Source organism: Flavobacterium qiangtangense (assembly GCF_042658345.1).
Lineage (GTDB): Bacteria > Bacteroidota > Bacteroidia > Flavobacteriales > Flavobacteriaceae > Flavobacterium > Flavobacterium qiangtangense.
Genome location: NZ_JBHSQB010000004.1, coordinates 524,267 through 543,947 on the forward strand (window position 1 = coordinate 524,267; position 19,681 = coordinate 543,947).

Below are 19,681 nucleotides of genomic sequence, written 5' to 3' on the forward strand. Positions count from 1 at the left end.
AAAGATTTTTTTTTATAAAATTATGTTTAACCTAAATATTGTATCATGAAACGGAAAAATTTTATATTGACCTTATTAATGGCAGTTCCAACGCTTTCCTTTGCAAACAAACTTAGTTTCGGCGATAAAAAAAACTTTGAGAATAAAGATAAGAAAGGATTTATTGTTCGTTCCGATGAGAGCCGATACAATGGAAAACCATCCAAGCCAAAAAATGCTTTTTTGCATTGTAAAATTTCAACTATCGACACTAATGAAGGTTTGTTTATCCAAACGTCTACTCCAAAAGTATTTGAACACAAAGGCGGTCCGCCTCCACACATACATCAATTTGAAGATGAAATTATCTATATCGTGTCAGGAGAATTTATCGTGCACATCGACGGAAAAGATTACGATGTAAAAACAGGAGACACAGCCTTTATTCCAAAAGGAACCTTACACACTGTTATAAATCCTATGGAAAATAATCCTGGGATGTTGATGACCATATTTCAGCCAGCCCCTAAAAAAGTAGAAGCTTTTTTTAGCTATATAAGTGAAAAAGGACAAATTCCAGAAAATATAATTCCCGACGGATGGTAATAAACCGCAATAAAAAACCCTTTCAAATTCTGAAAGGGTTTTGATATTTAGTGTGTAACGCTTGCTACGTCTTCTGGTTTGTGTTTGTGCTTGAATAAAACTGCAAAAGCAATGGCGATGATCAGCGCATAAATTGCAAAGGAAAGCCAGATTGTATGCCAGTCTTTAATTCCGTTTTCTGTGAAGTATTTTTGTATTACAAAACCGCTAATTGAACTTCCCAAGATTGCTCCAAAACCATTGGTCATCATCATAAAAAGACCTTGTGCTGACGAACGAATCTTTGAATCAGTTGTTGTTTCTACGAATAATGATCCCGAAATATTGAAAAAATCAAATGCCATTCCGTAAATAATATTTGATAAAATAATTAAAATCAAACCAAAATTTTCTGGTGATCCAAATGAGAAAAATCCAAATCTTAAAACCCAAGCAAACATACTAAATAAGATGACTTTTTTAATCCCAAATCGTCTTAGAAAAAATGGTATTGCCAATATAAAAAGAGTTTCAGAGATTTGAGAAATCGATATAATCATTGTAGAATACTGAACAACAGCTGAATCGGCGTATTCTGCAATATTTTTAAAATCTTTTAAATAGGTATCGCCATACATATTTGTTAACTGCAAAGCAGCACCTAAAAGCATCGAAAAAAAGAAAAACAGTGCCATCTTTTTCTCTGCAAATAATTTAAAAGCATCTAGACCTAACTTTTTTGCCAAAGAAGCGTCTTTATCGATTAATCGCTGTGGAGGGCATTCTGGAAGCGAAAATGAATATAATCCTAAAAATATTGCACCTATCGAGGCAATATAAAATTGATTTGCACTCAAAGAATTTCCAAAGAAATCTGCAACTGTCTGTCCGACTTCTTTTCCAAATGCTAAAGGAGAATAACTATCACTAAAAATGTTTGTAATCCACATTGCAGCAATAAATCCTATTGTCCCCCAAACTCTGATTGGAGGAAAAACCTTTATTACATCATAATTATTGTCTTTTAAGATTTTATATGACAACGAATTTGAAAGAGACAATGTCGGCATATAAAAACACATTCCAATAAGCAAAACCCAAAAGAAACTTGCAGGATTGTCCATTTTTGCAAGAAAGAACAAAGTTATACCATATAGAATATGTAATGTTCCGTACAATTTTTCGGCATTAATCCATTTATCAGCCACGATTCCCATTAGAGCAGGCATAAAAATTGATGCTATTCCTAAAGTAGAAAATACAATTCCGAATTCTTCACCTGACCATTTTTTAAAATCGAAACCATAAGTTCCCAATGTTGTTAACCAAGCTCCCCAAACAAAAAATTGGAGAAAACTCATTAAAGTCAATCTAAATTTAATTCCCATAAAATGTTTTTAGTGCTTTGTGTTTTTGAAATTTTTACAGCGCGTAAATCTACTATTTAAAATGTGATAAACAAAAATTTACAACGTTTTAGGAAACGCTTTTGACTAAATCTAAAACTTTTTCGAATTGTTCGGTAATTGAAAGATGTGAATTATCGATTTCAATGGCGTCAGAAGCTTTTATCAACGGAGAATCTTCTCTGTGTGTGTCAATGTAATCGCGTTCTTCCACATTTTTTAAAACTTCTTCATAAGTTACTTCTTGTCCTTTTTCAGTAAGTTCGTCAAAACGTCTTTTGGCGCGCGTTTCAGAGCTTGCAGTCATAAATAATTTCAGTTCGGCATCTTTAAAAACAACCGTTCCAATGTCGCGACCGTCCATCACAATGCCTTTATTTTCGCCCATATGTTGCTGTTGTTCCACTAATTTTGAGCGTACTTCTGAAACTTCAGCTACTTTGCTCACAAAATTTGAAACCGCTAAAGTTCTGATTTCAGTTTCTACATTGACTTCATTCAAATACATTTCGGCAAAACCCAAATCTGGATTAAAAAGAAACTGCAACGTTACCTTTGGAAGTTTTGAAATCAGACTTTCTTTGTCAAAATGAGTTTCTGAAATAAAGTCGTGTTGCATCGCATATAACGCTACTGCGCGGTACATTGCGCCTGTGTCCACATAAATGTAACCTAATTCTTTGGCCAATTGCTTGGCTAAAGTACTTTTTCCGGTAGATGAAAAGCCATCGATGGCAATAGTAATTTTTTTATCCAAAATATATTATTGAAAATTAATCATTAACCCAAATAAGCTGGTGTTTGCAGCAGCTGTGTATCTGGAATAGGAATAATCGAATCTGATTTTATTGAAACGAAGCCCGAAACCTGCCGAAATCCCTGAGAAATTACGCTGTTCCACGATTCGAAGTTCTTCTGCTCTTCTGAAATTATATCCCAAACGAACTGAGAAACTTTTTTCAGGAAACAATTCTGCGCCCACAATTACATGGCGCAACGCATTATTAAAAAATCCAACTTTTTCTTCGTTGCTTCCGCCGTCAAGCGAACCTTCTGCCCTATTTGGGTTTGAAAAAGCGATATTCCATTGTTGTAAATTTTCGAAAGTCAAATGCCAGCGAATCGGCACATTTTCTAACGATTGTGAAATTCCTGCGACGATTTCCATCGGAAGCTTTTCATTTGTATCTTGATAAGGTTTTATCTGGAAGCCAATATTTCTAATTGCCAAAGCGATATTAATATCATTTCGATCATCAATATATAAAGCTCCTACGTCAACGGCGGCTCCAAAAGAATTGTAACTTTCTAAAGTTGAAGAAATCAGTTTTCCGTTGGCGCCAAGATAAATATCCGTCCACGGAACATTAAATGCATATCCAAAAGAAACGGCAATATCGCTTCCTGTAAATTCTGCAGTTTCTATTCCGTTTTCATCATAACCGTCGAAATTTCCGTAGTTTACATAATTCACCGAAGCGTGAAAAGTCTGCACGTGACGGTCATAAGTGTAGGCGTAAGCGGCGGTTCCATAAGTTACTTCGCCAAAATAGCTTCCATAATTTACTGAAAGTCGGTTATCCATTTCTGGATTGATGGTTGCGGGATTGAAAATTCCTTGATTTACGTCATAATCGTGGATTGTGACTGTCTTTCCGCCCAAAGCGGCTTGTCGTGGAGAAGTGACCAAATTTAAAAACTGATAAACATATTTACCGCCAATTTGACTGAAGGAATCAGTGCAAAAAAGTACGACAAAAACAATAAACAGTTTTTTAAACATTTAGGGGATTTTCCTTATTTCTGAATATATAACGCAGATGCGAAGATATTATTTTTTGAGTCCAAAGATAAAACAGAAAAGGCAAAAGTTTGAAATAAATTTCACTTTTGCCTTTTTTATAAATTACGCTAAAAATCTTACAATGTTTTCGCGTTTTTTGCTTTTTGATCTGTGATGGCAATTGCCAAAACTTCGCTCATTTCTTTCACGTAATGAAAAGTCAAACCTTCCAGATATTCTGGCTTGATTTCATCAATATCACGTTTATTTTCGTGGCAGAGAATCAATTCTTTAATGTTTGCTCTTTTGGCAGCCAAGATTTTTTCCTTAATTCCGCCGACCGGAAGCACTCTTCCTCTTAGCGTAATTTCGCCAGTCATAGCAAGGCTTTTCTTGATTTTTCTTTGTACGAAAGAAGAAACCAAAGAAGTTAGCATTGCAACTCCGGCACTCGGACCATCTTTTGGCGTTGCGCCTTCTGGAACGTGAATGTGAACGTTATAATTTGAAATAACATCTGGATTAATCCCTAATCTTTCTGCATTTGATTTGATATATTCCAAGGCAATTGTAGCAGATTCTTTCATCACAGTTCCCAGATTTCCTGTCATTGTCAGGCTTCCTTTTCCTTTTGAAAGAATTGACTCGATGAACAAAATATCGCCACCAACGCTTGTCCAAGCTAAACCTGTAACAACACCGGCAACGTCATTATTTTCATATTTGTCGCGTTCCATTCTTGGCGCTCCAAGCACTTTTACAACATCTTCGTCACTAATTTTGATATTGTATTCTTCTTCCATCGCAATGGATTTTGCTACATTTCGAACCATTTTCGCAATTTGTTTTTCCAAACCACGAACGCCTGATTCTCTGGTATAACCCACAACAATTTTCTCTAATTGTTTTTTACCGATTGTTAAATGTTTCGCTGTCAATCCGTGTTCTTTCAACTGTTTTGGAAGCAAATGCTGTTTCGCGATTTCCACTTTTTCTTCAATCGTGTAACCCGTCATATTAATCACTTCCATCCTATCTTTCAAGGCTGGCTGGATTGTTGACATATTATTTGAAGTCGCGATAAACATCACTTTCGAAAGATCGAATCCCATTTCAAGGAAATTATCATAGAAATCAGAATTTTGCTCAGGATCTAAAACTTCCAGCAAAGCTGAAGATGGATCGCCACTGTTACTGCTTGATAATTTATCAATTTCGTCCAAAACAAAAACTGGATTTGACGTTTTTGCTTTCTTTAAACTTTGGATAATTCTTCCTGGCATTGCGCCAATATATGTTTTTCTATGTCCGCGGATTTCAGCTTCGTCGCGCAAACCTCCAAGGGAAATTCGCACATATTCTCGACCTAAAGCTTCTGCGACAGATTTTCCGATCGATGTTTTACCAACACCTGGAGGTCCGTAAAGACAAAGGATTGGCGATTTCATATCGTTTCTTAGTTTCAAGACAGCCAAATGCTCGATCATTCGTTTTTTGACATCTTCTAAACCAAAATGATCTTTGTCCAAAATCTTTTGGGCACGTTTTAAATCGAAATTGTCTTTTGAAAATTCGTTCCAAGGTAATTCTAAAAATAGTTCCAAATAATTTCTCTGAATCCCAAAATCAGGCGATTGCGGATTCATTCGTTGCATTTTTGAAAGTTCTTTTTCGAAATGGCTTTTGGTTTTTTCGTTCCATTTTTTCTTTAAACCTTTCACACGCATTTCGTCAATTTCTTCTTCGTGAGAAACACCGCCCAATTCTTCTTGGATGGTTTTCATCTGCTGGTGAAGAAAATATTCACGTTGCTGTTGATCTAAATCAAAACGAACTTTTGACTGAATATCGTTCTTCAATTCAAGTTTTTGCAACTCTACATTCATAAATTTTAATGCAGCCAAAGCTCTTTCCTTCAGGTCATTAATAGACAATAAATCTTGTTTTTCTTTAACCGAAAGATTCATATTTGAAGAAACAAAATTGATCAAAAACGATTTGCTTTCAATATTCTTAATTGCAAAAGTAGCTTCCGTTGGAATATTTGGACTTTCCTTTATGATTTGGATAGCCAATTCTTTAACCGATTCAATGATTGTAGCAAATTCAGCTTCCTCATTTTCAGGACGATTTTCTGGAACTTCCTTAATGGTGGCTTTCAAATAAGGCTCTTCAGAAGTATATTGGTCAATTTCAAAGCGTTTTTTTCCTTGAAGAATCACGGTTACATTTCCGTCAGGCATCTTTAAAACACGAAGAATTCTAGCCACAGTTCCGATTGAATTAATGTCATCTGGACTTGGATCTTCGTCTTCTTCATTTTTTTGAGAAACAACGCCAATAACTTTTCCGCTGGCGTTTGCATCGTTAATCAACTTGATTGATTTGTCGCGACCAGCAGTAATTGGAATTACAACACCTGGAAAAAGCACTGTATTTCTCAACGGAAGAATTGGAAGATCTTCAGGCAATTGCTCGTTGTTCATTTCCTCCTCGTCTTCGGGAGTCATTAAGGGGATTAATTCTGAATCGTTATCAAATTCTTGAAGTGACAAGTTGTCAATCGTAAGTATTTTTTGGTTTGACATAGTTTATATAGGTCATTTTGTCATTAAACATTCTAGTGAGGCGACGCATTCAAAATACTATGCCTTGTTATTTCACTGAAAATCAATATTTAGTGAAATAAAAATTTTAGTTTCAAATAGTTAAAATCAATCTTTATGCCATAAAAAAATCCCGACGAATCGGGATTTAAATATAGTTAAATTTTAAAACTATTCGTATTCAACATCGAATGTTCCTTCTGTTATTTCCGACGATTCTGTTTCTGCAAAATTCTCTGCGAAGAATTGAAAAGTTCCAGTGATTCTAGTCGCTGTTTTTGATGTAATTGTCACAGAACCAGATTGAGCCGATTGCAAGCCGTTATTGATATAAGTTGCGCTAACGAAGTCTTCAGTTAACGGTCCGGTGATGTCATAAGTTCCTTCTTCTAAATCTTGATCAATCAAAAGACCTATTCTTTCACCTGAAGTTTTGCTAGCAACTATGCTAATTCTATCGGGAAATCCTTCTGAAGAAACTTGTGCAACATCAATAACGTTTTCAACGAATTCAGCGCCATCAACCTTTGCAAAGAAGCTATCTTCGTCACCCGGATTTGGATTTGGAACAGAACCTTGATAAGCAATATTTGTGAAAACACCGTTTGTAAAATTTATTGGAGCTGGTGCATTTTCGTCAGCGGTATCAGTCCAGTATCCGGTAAAATTAAAAGTTCCAGAAATCGTGTGGTTTACAGTGTTAATTGAAGTAATCGTAATTGAACCTGTATCAGTAATTACACCGCCCGCAACGTCAATACTCCAATAACCATATTCGCTGTTTGCTGGCGTGTATGATAAAAGATTTTGGTTTGCAGGATAAGTTCCTGTTGCTGTAGAATTCACTACAAAAGCAAACATTTCTCCACTCGGTTTTGTAGCAACAATTGTAATACCTTCGTCAGTAAGCTCGGCAATTACCGTAGATGTCGTGTAAGTTTGACCGTTAAAATCTGCTTTAAAAACAGCCGGTGTATTTGGATTTGTTCCAGGATTTTCGCCACCAATAACTACTGCGGGATCGATCGGTTCATTATCGCAAGATGTAAATGTGAACGCACTAAAAATTAATGCAAAATAGGTTAGAAACTTTATCTTTTTCATTTTCATTGGTTTGGGTTAATTTTTTGCCAAATATAATTGTTTTATTTTAAACGCTCTAATTTGACAGTTTATTCTCTTTAATGCAAAAAAAAATCCCAATTGCTTGGGATTTCTATTTTTATCTTTTTTTAGTTTAGTATATAGTCAATTAAAATACTCTCATAAGTTGCTGTCCCTGAAAATGTTTTTGTTTTTATAACACCTACATCTTTTGCGTACCAATATTCTGTATTTACAATAGCAAATGAAGTTCCCATAAGAGAAGTTTGCTGGTTCATGTGCATTTTAATCACGTTTGTATATGTTTCACCGTCAACGGTAACCGTAGCGTCTTTTTCCAAAATCTTTCCGGTGTAAGTCGTCGTTTGTGTTATTGGAGGTATTCCAGTGTAAGTTGTATTTTGACTGTAAGTACCTGTCCAAGTTTCATTTACCGCAATATTATCTTTAAGAATTACATACTCAAAACCGGTCATCGTTCCACTCATGCCTGGAACACCGATATCTAAGTCTCCAGTTTTTAATGAATATACCCCGTTATTTTTATTTAACCAAGTTGTAGCTGTAGCGGTTGAGCCCGTTCCTGTGCCAGAAATTGGTGCAAATTTAAAGTATGTCTTATTGTTAAAAACTTCATTTCCAATCATTTTCATCGGCGGTTGAGCTGTTCCGTTTTGACTATATGTCCATTCGTTATTGATTGCAGTTGGCCAATAATCTCCACTTGAACTCCCACCTCCAGGATTTGAAGGATTTTCTGGATTTGATAAATCAACGGTGCTGTCAATTGGCTCGTTATCACACGACGTTAATGACGTGGCCGAGATAATTAAAGCAAAAATCGCAAAAGTAATTTTTTTCATAAGTTTGGTTTAGGTTGTTAACAAAAACCAAATATAATTTTTTTTACGTTATGACAATGATTTTTTCGGAACTCTGAATAATAAAATTAATCCAACTATAAAAAATACGGTCAAAAACACAATTGAGTTACGCATACTTCCAGTAATTTGGTCAATCATTCCATAAATGCACATCCCGATGACAATTCCAATTTTTTCGGCAACGTCATAAAAACTAAAATATGAAGTGGTGTCGTCTGTTTCGGGCAAAAATTTTGAATATGTGGAACGCGAAAGTGCCTGAATTCCACCCATAACCAACCCTACAAAACAAGCCGTGATATAAAAATGAATTGGTTCTGTCACAAAATAAGCGCCGACGCAAATTACAGCCCAAATTCCGTTTATGACAATTAGCGTTTTGATATTGCCGAATTTACCAGAAGCTCTCGACGTAATTACAGCTCCCAAAATAGCCACTAACTGAATTGCCAAAATACTTACAATTAAACCTTGTGTTTTATCTTGTGGATTTGCCCAATTAATTTCTTGTTCGCCAAAGTAAGTCGCGACAAGCATAACCGTTTGCACCGCCATACTATACACAAAAAAAGCAGTCAAATATCTGGCTAAACTTAAATGTTTAACCAATTCGTTTTTAACTTTCTTCAATTCTCTGAAACCGCTAAAAAGCACATCTTTCGTAATTTTAGCTCCGTTGTTATTTCCTTTTGGAAGATAATAAAAAGCATATTGCGCAAATAAAATCCACCAAACTCCAGTTAAAGCAAAGGAAACTTTCATCATTTCTAAAGCTTCTGCTCCTTCTTTGCTTAAAATTAAATACAAACAAACCAAGAGTAAAATTACGCTTCCAATGTAACCCATCGAGTAACCTTTTGCGCTCAGCCTATCTTGTTGTTCATTAAAAGCAATATCTGGAAGGTAAGAATTATAAAAAACCAAGCTTCCCCAGAACCCGATTAATCCGAAGAAAAAACAAGTAATTCCGAAGTAAATATTTTCGACTGTAAACCAATACATTCCAATACATGAGAAAGCACCCAGATAACAAAAGAATTGTAGAAAACGTTTTTTATTTCCAGCAAAATCGGCTATTCCAGATAAAATTGGAGAAATTATCGCTACCACTAAAAAAGCAAAAGCTGTTACAAAACTAATCAAGGCAGTTGCTTTAAAATCAAATCCTAAGAAATGTAAATCTGCTCCTTCCTTTGGAAAAAGAAATCCAAAATACAAAGGAAAAATGGCCGACGAAATTACCAGCGGATACACCGAATTTGCCCAGTCATAAAAAGCCCAAGCGTTCATTAATTTTTTATTTCCCTTTGGTAAAGCTGTTTGCATAGTTTTGATTTTATCAATAAAAAAAGCTGTCGGTTAAGACAGCTTCGAAGATATTATATTTTATTGAATCTCAAGATTATCTTTTATTTAAATGTGACGCCATATTTTGCAGCATCAGCTTTTGCTTGCGGAATCAATGCTTTTAAATTTGCGATTCTTGTAGCATTTGAAGGGTGCGTACTCATAAATTCTGGAGGTGCGCTTCCACCCGATTGCGCCGCCATTCGTTCCCAAAAAGCAACAGAAACTTCGGGATTGTAACCTGCGATTGCCATTAATGTCAAACCAACTTTGTCAGCTTCACTTTCGTGGCTTCTGCTAAAAGGCAAGGCTACACCATATTGTGCTCCAACTCCATAGGCTTGCATTGCAATTTGTTGCACAGTTTCACTTTTTCCGCCAGTTGCAGCGCCAACTCCCGCCGCGCCAAGTTGTGTCAAAACATCAGAACTCATTCGTTGCTGACCGTGATTTAACAAAGCGTGCGCAACTTCGTGGCCCATTACTACAGCCATTCCAGCTTCGTCTTTTGTTATTGGAAGAATTCCGGTGTAAAAAACGATTTTTCCTCCTGGCATACACCAAGCGTTCACTTCCTTGCTTTCCACCAATTTATATTCCCATTGATAATCTTTCAAATAACCCGCATAACCATTGGCATTCAGGTACTTTTCAGCAGCATTTTTAATTTTCGTTCCAACAGTTGTTACACGGTTTGCATCAGCAGTTCCAGTAACGACTTTATTTTCTTTCAAAAAAGTGCTGTATTGCTGAAAAGCAGATGGCAAAATCTGAGAATCTGGCACTAAAGCCAAAGTGCTTTTTCCTGTGAAAGGATTTGTAGCACAAGAATATAGGATTCCACCAAAAATGATGGGAATCAGTAAATATCTACGTTTCATTTTATTTTTGTTAATTGGTTTATACTCAAATTTACTAATTTCCTTTGATATGTATTTCAGAAAAATCTTTATTTATTGTTAAAGTATTGTCATTATTCAATTTCAAGTCGGCAATATTAACATCTTCATTGTCAATTTGGATAGAATCGATACCAAATGGTAACGCCAACAGATTGATTTTAAATTTGGTGTAAGGCGTAATAAACTTGCCTTCTTTATGTTGCGTTACGATTAATTCGTTTTCTTTTCCTGTCATTTTGAATGTTCTTAGGCTAAATCTTCCTTTTGTGTAATCATAGCCATCTTGCGCGTCTTCATAAACCACAGACGTTTCTTTTCCGTTTTTAAAATAAACATCTAAAGTCAATTCATCAAAATCTAATTCGCCAACATATTGCTGTACAGGATATTTCGGGATAATCGCACCTTCTTTCACGAATAACGGAATTTGGTCATAATCAGTATCTACCCAAATTTCTTTTCCGCCAGAAACCAATTCATTTGTCCAGTAATTGTACCAATTTCCTCTTGGAATATACAATCTTCGGCCTTTTGAATTTGGTTCTAAAATCGGGCAAACTAAAATTTGGTTCCCAAAAATAAACTCGTCAGTTCTATAATGTGTTTGAGAATCTTCTTGGTCATAATAAACCAAAGGCTTCAACATTGGAATCCCTTCGTCAATATATTGCCAAAACATGGTGTACAAATACGGAAGCAGTTGGTATCTCAAATTCACGAATTTTCGTGTGATATCAACCACATTTTCGTCAAAAGCCCAAGGCTCTTGCTCGCCGTGATGACCCGAAGAATGCGTTCTACAAAAAGGATGAAAAACACCTAATTGAATCCATCTTGCGTATAATTCGCCTGTTGGCTGTTCTGCAAATCCGCCAATATCAGAGCCTGTGAAACCCATTCCTGATAATGACATTCGTTGCATTTGGATGTTTGCAATCCACAAATGTTCCCAGCTCGCCACGTTGTCGCCAGTCCAAGAAGACGTGTAGCGTTGCGCTCCAGAATAGGCCGAACGTGTGATGACAAACGGACGTTTAGGATATGAAAAACGTTTTACACCTTCGTAGGTTGCTCTTGCCATTTGCGTTCCATAAATGTTGTGAGCTTTTCTGTGACTGCACGGATTTCCGTCATAATCGTGGCGAACATCCATCGGAAATGTCTTATTAGGAACTTCCATAACGGCCGGTTCGTTCATATCATTCCAAACTCCTTTTACGCCAATGTCTGCAATTAATTCTTTAAATAACTCTGCCCACCACTCTCTAACTAAAGGATTTGTGTAATCAGGAAAATTACATTCGCCTGGCCAAACTTTTCCTTTCATCAAAGGTCCGTCGGCTCTTTTGCAGAAATAATCGTTTGCAATTCCTTCGTTATAAACCGAATAATCGGTGTCAATTTTAATTCCTGGGTCAATGATTACGATAGTTTTAAAACCGTCTTCGGCCAAATCTGCGACCATTTTCTTTGGGTCTGGAAAATATTCTTTGTTCCAAGTAAAGCATCGGAAACCATCCATATAATCAATATCCAAATAAATTCCGTCGCAAGGAATCTGCAATTCACGGAACTTGCTTGCCACTTCTTTCACCTTGCTTTCTGGATAATAGCTCCATTTACATTGGTGGTAACCTAAAGCCCAAAGTGGCGGTAATTCTGGTTTTCCGGTCAAATCGGTGTACGAAGTAACGACGTCTTGCATATTCGGACCATAGAAAAAATAATAGTTCATTTCGCCTCCGTCAGCCCAAAAACTGGTCACATTTTTTCTTTCTTGGGAGAAATCAAAAAAGCTTCTGAACGTGTTATCAAAGAAAACACCGTACGCACCCTTGTCCCTCAAACCAATATAAAACGGAACCGATTTGTACAACGGCTCTTGGTCTTTTGAAAATGCATATTGGTCGGTCGCCCAGTTTTCAAGACGTTTTCCTTTTAAATTCAAGTGCGTCGCTTTGTCGCCAAGTCCATAAAAACTTTCTCCGTCTTTAGAAACTTTGCTCATTTTCACGACATTTCCGCCATATTCATAGATTTCTTCCCAGTGAAAACCGAGTTCGTCTTCTAAAATTGCGTTTCCATCCAAGTCATAAATACTGTGACGCAAATCTTTTTTACTTACGTGACAAACGATTTTACTGGTAATAACTTTGTAAAAATCAGCGTCTTCCTCTAATTCCAGCTTGTTAAAACCTCTGGAATGATTTTCGTCGATTGCGTATGAAAAGTCGTTATTGAAGTAACCTTTTGTAGTAAATCTAAATCGGATAAGGCTATCTCTAAAAACCGTAAGTTTCAGAATTACAGCATTTTCCGCATAGAAAAAAACGCTATCGCCTTCCCTTTTTACATCTATAATATTTAAGGGATATAAATCGCCTTTTCTCTCGAGTTCTGTATTTGTAATCATAGTTTTTTGTTGTATGGAATGTATCAAACTTACAAAGTTGTTCGAGCAATACCAATTAATTTGTTATATTTTCACGAAAACGTTGTAGATAATAAAGCAAATTAATCTATTAAACTAGCAGATTTATATTAGTCTAAAACTAAAATATTTACATACTTACAGCGGTAAATCCAAAATCTTGTCGATAAGTTGTAATTCTGTAATTTTTACAATCTTCATCGTAGTTTATTTGATATATTCTTCCTCTTCGTTCGTCATAATAGCAATTATAATTAGAGAAAAAATCTTTAGGATGCCAGTCTTTTTTCATTTTTTCGTAATTTTTTCTAATTCTCGAAAACGCAGATTCACGTTGTTCATTTGGAATATCGGAGTTTAAATTTAATGTTTTAACGACAGACAAGCTATCTTTTTCTTCAATCTTCTGACACACCAATAACGATTGTAACATCTCTTCTACTACTTCAAAATTACAATTTTTAGGATTGTCTGTTATCGGAAATATTTTTAAGGCATTATTTAACTCCCTTGTAAATGTTGAATTTATTTTATTGACATTTTCTATTGGCTTATCAAAAGAAAATTCCCAGTAATCCTTATATTTATTACCGAAAAATGGAATCGATGAACATTCTTCTTCAGAGTTAATTAAAACAATTATTTGTTGCTTGTTATCAATAGAATCTGATTCAGAATAAAGTTGTATTTCAAAATCAGATTTAAAATCCTTTACACTTTTAACTAATTCAAATTTACTACCGCTTTTTTGATTCACTTTTAATTCAGGAAATCTATTCATTAAATCTTCCATTGAATGCTTAATTTTCGAATCTTTACTTTCATTGCAACTCATTAGAAAGAGCGCAAGTAACACATATAAATAGTTATAAGATTTCATAATTTTTTAAATTGATTAGTAACCAAGTAAGCTTAAACTCTCAAAATCCCTCTAAAACCTCTCGCTCCATAATAAGATTGTGCGCCATTGTGGTAAATGAAAACTTGACCGTATCTGAAATCGCCAAAAATAGCCCCGCCTAATTTTCGCACTTCTGGCAAAGTTTTCAGCCAGCTCGAAGTTTTTTCATCAAATTTTCCGAGTTTTTGCAAATCGCGATATTGTTCTTCGGTCAAGATTTCAACTCCCATTGCTTTTGCGATATCAATGGCGTTATTTTCTGGCTGATGCTCTTTTCGAGATTGCAAACCTTCCAAATCATAACAAGTACTTCGGCGTCCTTTCGGACTTTCTGCAGAACAATCCATAAAAATATATTCCTTAGAAATTGTATCAAAACCAACGACATCTGGTTCACCGCCCGTTTTTTCCATTTCATTAAGTGACCAAAGTTTCTGCGGATTTTGTTCTAATTTTTCTGCCACTTTTGACCAATCAATTTCAGAATGTCTATTGAAATTTGTCTCAAACCGAGTTTTTAAAATTGCAATCAATGCTTCTTTTTCTTCGGATGAAAGTTGTTTTTTAGATGTTGCCATATCTTAAAATTTAGATTCTAAACCAATTTAAAAACCAAAACGCCCAACGGAGGTAATGTCATGGAACAAGAAAAATCCCTGCCGTTCCAAGGAATATCTTGGGTTTTCAGATTTACATTGTAAACATTGGTTCCGCCGTATTCTTTTTTATCACTATTGAAAATTTCTTCCAAGTTTTTATTCGACGGAATTCCTATTCTGTAATTTTCGCGAATTACCGGAGTCAAATTGCAAACTACAATCACATTTTCGTCCAGATTATTTCCTTTTCGAATGTATGAAAGCACAGAATTTTCGTGGTCGCCATAATTTATCCACTCAAAACCATCGTGTGAAAATTGCTTTTCAAACAACGCCGGTTCTTGTTTGTACAATTTATTCAAATCAGTAATCAAGTTTTTAATTCCGCTGTGAAAATCATATTGAAGCAAGTGCCAGTCGAGGCTTTGGTCAAAATTCCATTCGGCGCTTTGTCCAAATTCACTTCCCATAAAAAGCAATTTCGTGCCCGGATGCGTGAACATGAAACTGTAAAGCAACCGCAAATTCCCAAACTTCTGCCATTCATCACCAGGCATTTTGTTTAACATCGATTGCTTTCCATAAACCACTTCGTCGTGCGACAACGGTAACATAAAATTCTCCGTAAAAGCGTACGTCATGCTAAAAGTCAGGTCGTTTTGGTGGTGTTTTCTATAAATCGGTTCTTTTTTGAAGTACTCCAAAGTATCGTGCATCCAGCCCATCATCCACTTCATTCCAAAGCCCAAACCGCCGACGTATGTTGGTTTTGAAACCATCGGAAATGAAGTACTTTCTTCCGCAATTGTCTGAACTCCGTCGAAATTCCAATAAATTTCTTCATTTAATTCTTTCAAGAAACTTATGGTATCTAAATTTTCTCTTCCACCAAAAATATTCGGTTCCCACTCGCCTTCTTTCCTTGAATAATCCAGATAAAGCATCGAAGCGACGGCGTCAACCCGAAGTCCGTCGATGTGGTATTTCTGCAACCAAAACACAGCATTTGAAATCAAAAACGAGCGAACTTCGTTTCGTCCATAATTGAAAATTAAGCTTTTCCAATCGGGATGATAACCTTTTCGGATGTCGGGATGTTCATATAAATGTGTTCCGTCAAAGAATCCCAAACCGTGTTCATCGCTAGGAAAATGCGACGGAACCCAGTCTAAAATCACGCCAATTCCAGCTTCGTGAAACTTTTGTACCAAAACCATAAAATCCTGCGGTTTTCCAAATCTTGACGTTGGCGCGAAATAGCCGACCAACTGATAACCCCAAGAAGGTTCGTATGGATATTCCATAATTGGCATAAACTCGATGTGGGTGAAGCCAGTTTCTTTGACATATTTTACCAAATCTTCAGCGAGTTCCAAATAAGTCAACGACCGATTTTCCTCAATTTTCTTTTTCCAAGAACCGATATGGACTTCATAAACCGAATATGGTTTGTCTAAATCATTAAAATTCTTTCGGTTTTTCATCCAATTTTCATCAGACCAATCGTGATTCAAATCCCACACAACCGAAGCCGTTTGTGGTGGCGTTTCACAAAATAAAGCAAACGGGTCTGCTTTTTCGGTCATTATATTATTGTGATGCGACTCAATTTTATATTTGTATTTGCTTCCTTTTTCAATATTTGGAATAAAGCCTTCCCAAATTCCAGAACCATCCCAGCGAACGTTCAAATCGTGTTCTCCGTGTGTCCAATAATTGAAATCTCCTACTACGGAAACCGATTTTGCTGACGGCGCCCAAACCGCAAAATAAGTACCTTTTTGACCATCAACTTCGGTTAAATGTGCGCCTAATTTTTCGTAAAGTCTGAAATGTTTCCCAGCCTTGAAAAGCGAAATATCAAAATCTGTAAAGAGCGAATATGGAATTGTTTTCATTTATGTCTTGTTTTATCTGCGTAATTGTTTCAACCTCAAACCTGCCTCGCTATCCGCAATTAAGTTGTCGATTCGTTTTTCTCTCGTGGCTTCTTGTTTTGCAGTCATGACGTAATGCAACGCTGCTTTTTTATAACCTGGCGGTTGCGATTGGAAGAAATTCCAAGCTTTTTTATTATCCATAAATTGCTTTTCAAATTCTGGCGTTAACTGCTTTTCTTCCGTTTCGAACGCATAAATTCCGGAGTTTTCTTCTTTTCTTTTACTGAAAGCTTCAATTCCTTTTGGATACATTAATCCACTTTCTCTCAACACTTTAATTTTATTTATATTGACGTTGCTCCAAATGCTGTTTGGCTTTCTTGGAGTCAATCTGATTTGCCATCGTTCTTCGTCAATTCTTCTGGAAATTCCGTCAATCCAACCGAAACATAACGCTTCATCGACTGCTTGGCTCCAAGTTACGTTTTCTTTTCCGGTTCCTTTTTTATAAAAGCCTAAAATTAATTCTTGTTCTGAAAGATGATTTTTTTCAAGCCATTTTCTGAGTTCAGATTGGTTTTTAAAGAAGATTGGTTTCATTTTTTTATGCAAAGTTTATCGACACAGATTTGGCCCATCCCGATGAGTCGGGAGTTAAAAGAATGCCTGAAGTTTTTAACTAGCCCCGATGGTGCCTTTGTTTGAGCTCTTGTGCCAGCCTTGAAAGCTGGCGCAAAGCGAGTGGCTCCAGCGGGAAAATGGATTGCTGTTAAAGGACTGGTGTTTGGCTTCAAATATTTCACAGATTTATATTTTATTTATGAGTTTTAAATTTAGTAAAAATTATGATATGTAATAACTTGCATGAAAATTTGAACCATGGCAGAACTTCCGAAAAAGCACCAGCAATCTTTAAAGATACCGAAAACTATATTGGTGACGGCGAAAATATTGGAAACGATGTCAACAAAATTGGCCGTGAAGTTTGCGATAAAATTGTTTACGACGCCGATGAAATACAAGCTTCCGAAACGGGAATTTGAAATGGACAAAAATTCTGTTCAAGAGAAATTTGCCATTCAAAGCATTGATAAAGAAATGGTTGTGTATAAATATGGAACCGGAACGAAAAAAGTTTTATTGGTTCACGGTTGGTCTGGACGCGGCACGCAGTTAGTAAAAATTGCCGACGAATTTGTAAAATTAGGCTATCAAACGATAAGTTTCGACGCGCCGGCTCACGGAAAAGCTTCAGGAAAAACGAGCAATATGACAGAATTTATTGCTGGGATTTTAGAATTGGAGAAAAAATTTGGGCCGTTTGAATTTGCAGTCGGGCATTCTTTAGGTGGTATGTCGATTTTAAATTCCATAAAAAGAGGCTTGAAAGTCAAAAAAGCGGTGATAATTGGAAGCGGTGATATTGTGGAAGATATTATGGTTGATTTCGTGGAGAAATTAGGTATGAATATTGCAATAAGTAAGAAGATGAAGGCGAATCTGGAGAAGCGAATCGAGAAAACTATGGACAGTTTTTCTGCGTATATAGTGGCGAGAGAGATTGAGATTCCTGTTCTTGTGATTCACGACAAAGATGATGACGACGTTCCGGTAAAGGCCGGACATCATATTAAAGAAAATTTGAAAAACGGTGAATTGTTTCTAACGGAAGGTTTGGGACATCGAAAAATCTTGGGAGACGCTAAAGTCATCAAAAAAATTATAGAATTTTTAAACTAAAAGATTTATGAAAAATGTTATCTTGTTGTTAGTGGCCGTATTTACATTTTCTTCGTGCCAAAGTCAGGAAAAGAAAGAAGTTTCGAGAAAAGAAAATACTGCAAAAATTCAGAAAACGGATGCCGAATGGAAGAAGGAATTGACACCAGAACAGTATGAAGTTTTGAGAAAAAAAGGAACAGAAAGAGCTTTTACCGGAGAATATTACAATCATTTTGAAAAAGGAAAATATGTTTGCGCAGCGTGCGGCAATGTGTTGTTTAATTCTGATGCAAAGTTTGATTCTGATTGCGGTTGGCCTTCATTTGACCAAGCTATAAAAGGTTCGGTAATTTATAAGGAAGATATCAGTTTTGGGATGGTTAGAACCGAAGTGATGTGTGCCAAATGTGGCGGACACTTGGGGCACGTTTTTGATGACGGACCGAAAGCAACTACTGGAAAAAGATTTTGTACTAATTCGGTTTCAATAAAATTTGAACCAGCAAAAAAATAAAACATGAGTTATAAAATAAATAAAACGGAAGAAGAATGGAAAGCCGAATTAGGCTTGGAACGTTATAAAATCTTGCGCCAAAAAGGAACGGAATTTCCGCATTCAGGGAAATACAATTTGACTTTTGACAAAGGCACTTATAGTTGTGGCGCTTGCGGAGAACCATTATTTGAAAGTGATTCTAAATTTGATGCGCATTGCGGATGGCCTTCTTTTGACGAATCGATTCCTGGAAAAGTGGAATATATTAAAGATGCAACGCACGGAATGGTGCGTACGGAGATTTTGTGTGCCAATTGTGGCAGTCATTTGGGACACGTTTTTGATGATGGACCAACAAAAACAGGACAGCGTTATTGTGTGAATTCATTGTCTGTCGATTTTAAAGACGAACAAATCTAAAAAGAAAAAGGCGATTTTAAATCGCCTTTTTTATTATAATATTTTTATTAAATCGCCCGCTGAAGTAAAAGTTGCAATTAATAAAGCATTGTCTTTCTTTAATGTTAACTTGTATTCTCCGTCAGAAGAAACTGCAGCTTCTGAAATTTGGTAATCGCCATATTTAGCTTTGATATTCATCAATGCTTCTTTACTAACATCTTCTGATTTTACTTTTTTATATTCTTTCTCTTGCACAATTTCTTTTCCTCCTGAGATTTGCATAAAATTTATTTCTGCGTAAGTAAAACTATACATCGATAAGAAAAGTGCTGTGGTATAAAATAACTTTTTCATAATTTATCTTTTTGGTTGAATTATAAAGTTACTTGAATGAATTATTAGAGAAAAGGATTTTATAGAAACTTTAGGAAACGATCACGTTAATTCATCCTGATAATATCAGCAAATATCATTTGGCATATTCCAAAAAAAAATCCCCATCAAGTAAATGATGAGGATTCTCAAAAAAAGGCGGCGACATACTCTCCCACAGGATTGCAGTACCATCTGCGCAGGCGGGCTTAACTTCTCTGTTCGGGATGGGAAGAGGTGAGCCCCGCCGCAATAACCACCTTAGGCTATTCTTGTCGCGTC

Annotated in this window: 19 protein-coding genes and 1 rRNA gene; 5 read left to right on the forward strand and 15 right to left on the reverse strand. The window is 36.0% G+C overall.

Annotation, left to right across the window (positions count from 1 at the left end; translation table 11 throughout):
- The first annotated feature begins 45 nt into the window (after positions 1-45).
- A complete protein-coding gene (locus tag ACFPVY_RS05475) occupies positions 46-585 on the forward strand; it encodes a cupin domain-containing protein (protein WP_379790935.1) in 540 nt (179 codons plus the stop codon).
- Between the two features lie 47 nt (positions 586-632).
- Here ACFPVY_RS05475 and ACFPVY_RS05480 read toward each other — a convergent pair whose 3' ends face one another.
- The 13 genes from ACFPVY_RS05480 to ACFPVY_RS05540 form a co-directional block, all read right to left on the reverse strand.
- The gene (locus tag ACFPVY_RS05480) at positions 633-1,952 is read right to left on the reverse strand and encodes a nucleoside permease (RefSeq protein WP_379790937.1); all 1,320 of its coding nucleotides are present in this window, start codon (positions 1,950-1,952) and stop codon (positions 633-635) included.
- An 88-nt stretch (positions 1,953-2,040) separates the two neighbouring features.
- The gene (cmk, locus tag ACFPVY_RS05485; RefSeq protein WP_379790939.1) at positions 2,041-2,727 is read right to left on the reverse strand and encodes a (d)CMP kinase; all 687 of its coding nucleotides are present in this window, start codon (positions 2,725-2,727) and stop codon (positions 2,041-2,043) included.
- Positions 2,728-2,733: 6 nt separating this feature from the next.
- Positions 2,734-3,753 (reverse strand): type IX secretion system protein PorQ, encoded by a 1,020-nt coding sequence (gene porQ, locus ACFPVY_RS05490; protein WP_379790941.1) that lies wholly within the window; start codon positions 3,751-3,753, stop codon positions 2,734-2,736.
- 137 nt (positions 3,754-3,890) lie between these two features.
- Entirely contained in the window at positions 3,891-6,341 is a 2,451-nt protein-coding gene (lon, locus tag ACFPVY_RS05495) for an endopeptidase La (RefSeq protein WP_379790943.1), read from the reverse strand.
- 189 nt (positions 6,342-6,530) lie between these two features.
- A complete protein-coding gene (locus ACFPVY_RS05500) occupies positions 6,531-7,463 on the reverse strand; it encodes a DUF6252 domain-containing protein (RefSeq protein ID WP_379790945.1) in 933 nt (310 codons plus the stop codon).
- Between the two features lie 128 nt (positions 7,464-7,591).
- Positions 7,592-8,326: a hypothetical protein gene (locus ACFPVY_RS05505; protein ID WP_379790947.1), complete on the reverse strand. Its 735-nt coding sequence runs from the start codon at positions 8,324-8,326 to the stop codon at positions 7,592-7,594.
- Between the two features lie 48 nt (positions 8,327-8,374).
- Complete coding sequence (locus ACFPVY_RS05510; RefSeq protein WP_379790949.1) at positions 8,375-9,673, reverse strand: MFS transporter; 1,299 nt, start codon at positions 9,671-9,673, stop codon at positions 8,375-8,377.
- Positions 9,674-9,756: 83 nt separating this feature from the next.
- Entirely contained in the window at positions 9,757-10,575 is an 819-nt protein-coding gene (locus ACFPVY_RS05515) for a M48 family metallopeptidase (protein WP_379790951.1), read from the reverse strand.
- 34 nt (positions 10,576-10,609) lie between these two features.
- Positions 10,610-13,009, reverse strand: a complete 2,400-nt coding sequence (locus ACFPVY_RS05520) for a glycoside hydrolase family 31 protein (RefSeq protein ID WP_379790953.1) — start codon at positions 13,007-13,009, stop codon at positions 10,610-10,612.
- 148 nt (positions 13,010-13,157) lie between these two features.
- Positions 13,158-13,820 carry a hypothetical protein gene (locus tag ACFPVY_RS05525; protein WP_379790955.1) on the reverse strand — a complete coding sequence of 221 codons (663 nt, stop codon included), beginning with the start codon at positions 13,818-13,820 and terminating at the stop codon, positions 13,158-13,160.
- Between the two features lie 119 nt (positions 13,821-13,939).
- Complete coding sequence (locus tag ACFPVY_RS05530; protein ID WP_379790957.1) at positions 13,940-14,506, reverse strand: DUF4256 domain-containing protein; 567 nt, start codon at positions 14,504-14,506, stop codon at positions 13,940-13,942.
- Positions 14,507-14,523: 17 nt separating this feature from the next.
- Positions 14,524-16,425 carry a 1,4-alpha-glucan branching protein GlgB gene (glgB, locus tag ACFPVY_RS05535; protein WP_379790959.1) on the reverse strand — a complete coding sequence of 634 codons (1,902 nt, stop codon included), beginning with the start codon at positions 16,423-16,425 and terminating at the stop codon, positions 14,524-14,526.
- 12 nt (positions 16,426-16,437) lie between these two features.
- Positions 16,438-17,007, reverse strand: a complete 570-nt coding sequence (locus ACFPVY_RS05540) for a YdeI/OmpD-associated family protein (RefSeq protein WP_379790961.1) — start codon at positions 17,005-17,007, stop codon at positions 16,438-16,440.
- Between the two features lie 245 nt (positions 17,008-17,252).
- Between ACFPVY_RS05540 and ACFPVY_RS05545 the strand changes: the two genes are divergently transcribed.
- The 4 genes from ACFPVY_RS05545 to msrB (ACFPVY_RS05560) are packed head-to-tail and all read left to right on the forward strand — an operon-like array spanning position 17,253 to position 19,045.
- Positions 17,253-17,450 (forward strand): hypothetical protein, encoded by a 198-nt coding sequence (locus tag ACFPVY_RS05545; RefSeq protein ID WP_379790963.1) that lies wholly within the window; start codon positions 17,253-17,255, stop codon positions 17,448-17,450.
- Positions 17,419-18,147, forward strand: coding sequence for an alpha/beta fold hydrolase (locus tag ACFPVY_RS05550; RefSeq protein ID WP_379790965.1), 729 nt, complete (start codon positions 17,419-17,421; stop codon positions 18,145-18,147). The genes ACFPVY_RS05545 and ACFPVY_RS05550 overlap by 32 nt, the downstream gene beginning before the upstream one ends.
- Before the next feature lie 7 nt (positions 18,148-18,154).
- A complete protein-coding gene (gene msrB, locus ACFPVY_RS05555; RefSeq protein WP_379790967.1) occupies positions 18,155-18,643 on the forward strand; it encodes a peptide-methionine (R)-S-oxide reductase MsrB in 489 nt (162 codons plus the stop codon).
- A gap of 3 nt (positions 18,644-18,646) precedes the next feature.
- The gene (gene msrB / locus ACFPVY_RS05560; RefSeq protein ID WP_379790969.1) at positions 18,647-19,045 is read left to right on the forward strand and encodes a peptide-methionine (R)-S-oxide reductase MsrB; all 399 of its coding nucleotides are present in this window, start codon (positions 18,647-18,649) and stop codon (positions 19,043-19,045) included.
- Between the two features lie 33 nt (positions 19,046-19,078).
- On the opposite strand, the gene ACFPVY_RS05565 is transcribed toward msrB (ACFPVY_RS05560), so the two are convergent.
- Complete coding sequence (locus ACFPVY_RS05565; protein ID WP_379790971.1) at positions 19,079-19,381, reverse strand: hypothetical protein; 303 nt, start codon at positions 19,379-19,381, stop codon at positions 19,079-19,081.
- A 172-nt stretch (positions 19,382-19,553) separates the two neighbouring features.
- Positions 19,554-19,663 (reverse strand): 5S ribosomal RNA (gene rrf, locus ACFPVY_RS05570).
- Positions 19,664-19,681: the final 18 nt, after the last annotated feature.

Coding starts and splice junctions, on each gene's coding strand:
- ACFPVY_RS05500 (WP_379790945.1), bottom strand. CDS start 7,463: ATGAAAAAGATAAAGTTTCTAACCTATTTTGCATTAATTTTTAGTGCG.
- lon (WP_379790943.1), bottom strand. CDS start 6,341: ATGTCAAACCAAAAAATACTTACGATTGACAACTTGTCACTTCAAGAA.
- glgB (WP_379790959.1), bottom strand. CDS start 16,425: ATGAAAACAATTCCATATTCGCTCTTTACAGATTTTGATATTTCGCTT.
- porQ (WP_379790941.1), bottom strand. CDS start 3,753: ATGTTTAAAAAACTGTTTATTGTTTTTGTCGTACTTTTTTGCACTGAT.
- ACFPVY_RS05530 (WP_379790957.1), bottom strand. CDS start 14,506: ATGGCAACATCTAAAAAACAACTTTCATCCGAAGAAAAAGAAGCATTG.
- msrB (WP_379790967.1), top strand. CDS start 18,155: ATGAAAAATGTTATCTTGTTGTTAGTGGCCGTATTTACATTTTCTTCG.
- ACFPVY_RS05480 (WP_379790937.1), bottom strand. CDS start 1,952: ATGGGAATTAAATTTAGATTGACTTTAATGAGTTTTCTCCAATTTTTT.
- ACFPVY_RS05510 (WP_379790949.1), bottom strand. CDS start 9,673: ATGCAAACAGCTTTACCAAAGGGAAATAAAAAATTAATGAACGCTTGG.
- ACFPVY_RS05525 (WP_379790955.1), bottom strand. CDS start 13,820: ATGGAAGATTTAATGAATAGATTTCCTGAATTAAAAGTGAATCAAAAA.
- msrB (WP_379790969.1), top strand. CDS start 18,647: ATGAGTTATAAAATAAATAAAACGGAAGAAGAATGGAAAGCCGAATTA.
- ACFPVY_RS05540 (WP_379790961.1), bottom strand. CDS start 17,007: ATGAAACCAATCTTCTTTAAAAACCAATCTGAACTCAGAAAATGGCTT.
- ACFPVY_RS05515 (WP_379790951.1), bottom strand. CDS start 10,575: ATGAAACGTAGATATTTACTGATTCCCATCATTTTTGGTGGAATCCTA.
- ACFPVY_RS05505 (WP_379790947.1), bottom strand. CDS start 8,326: ATGAAAAAAATTACTTTTGCGATTTTTGCTTTAATTATCTCGGCCACG.
- ACFPVY_RS05550 (WP_379790965.1), top strand. CDS start 17,419: ATGAAATACAAGCTTCCGAAACGGGAATTTGAAATGGACAAAAATTCT.
- ACFPVY_RS05545 (WP_379790963.1), top strand. CDS start 17,253: ATGATATGTAATAACTTGCATGAAAATTTGAACCATGGCAGAACTTCC.
- ACFPVY_RS05475 (WP_379790935.1), top strand. CDS start 46: ATGAAACGGAAAAATTTTATATTGACCTTATTAATGGCAGTTCCAACG.
- ACFPVY_RS05565 (WP_379790971.1), bottom strand. CDS start 19,381: ATGAAAAAGTTATTTTATACCACAGCACTTTTCTTATCGATGTATAGT.
- ACFPVY_RS05520 (WP_379790953.1), bottom strand. CDS start 13,009: ATGATTACAAATACAGAACTCGAGAGAAAAGGCGATTTATATCCCTTA.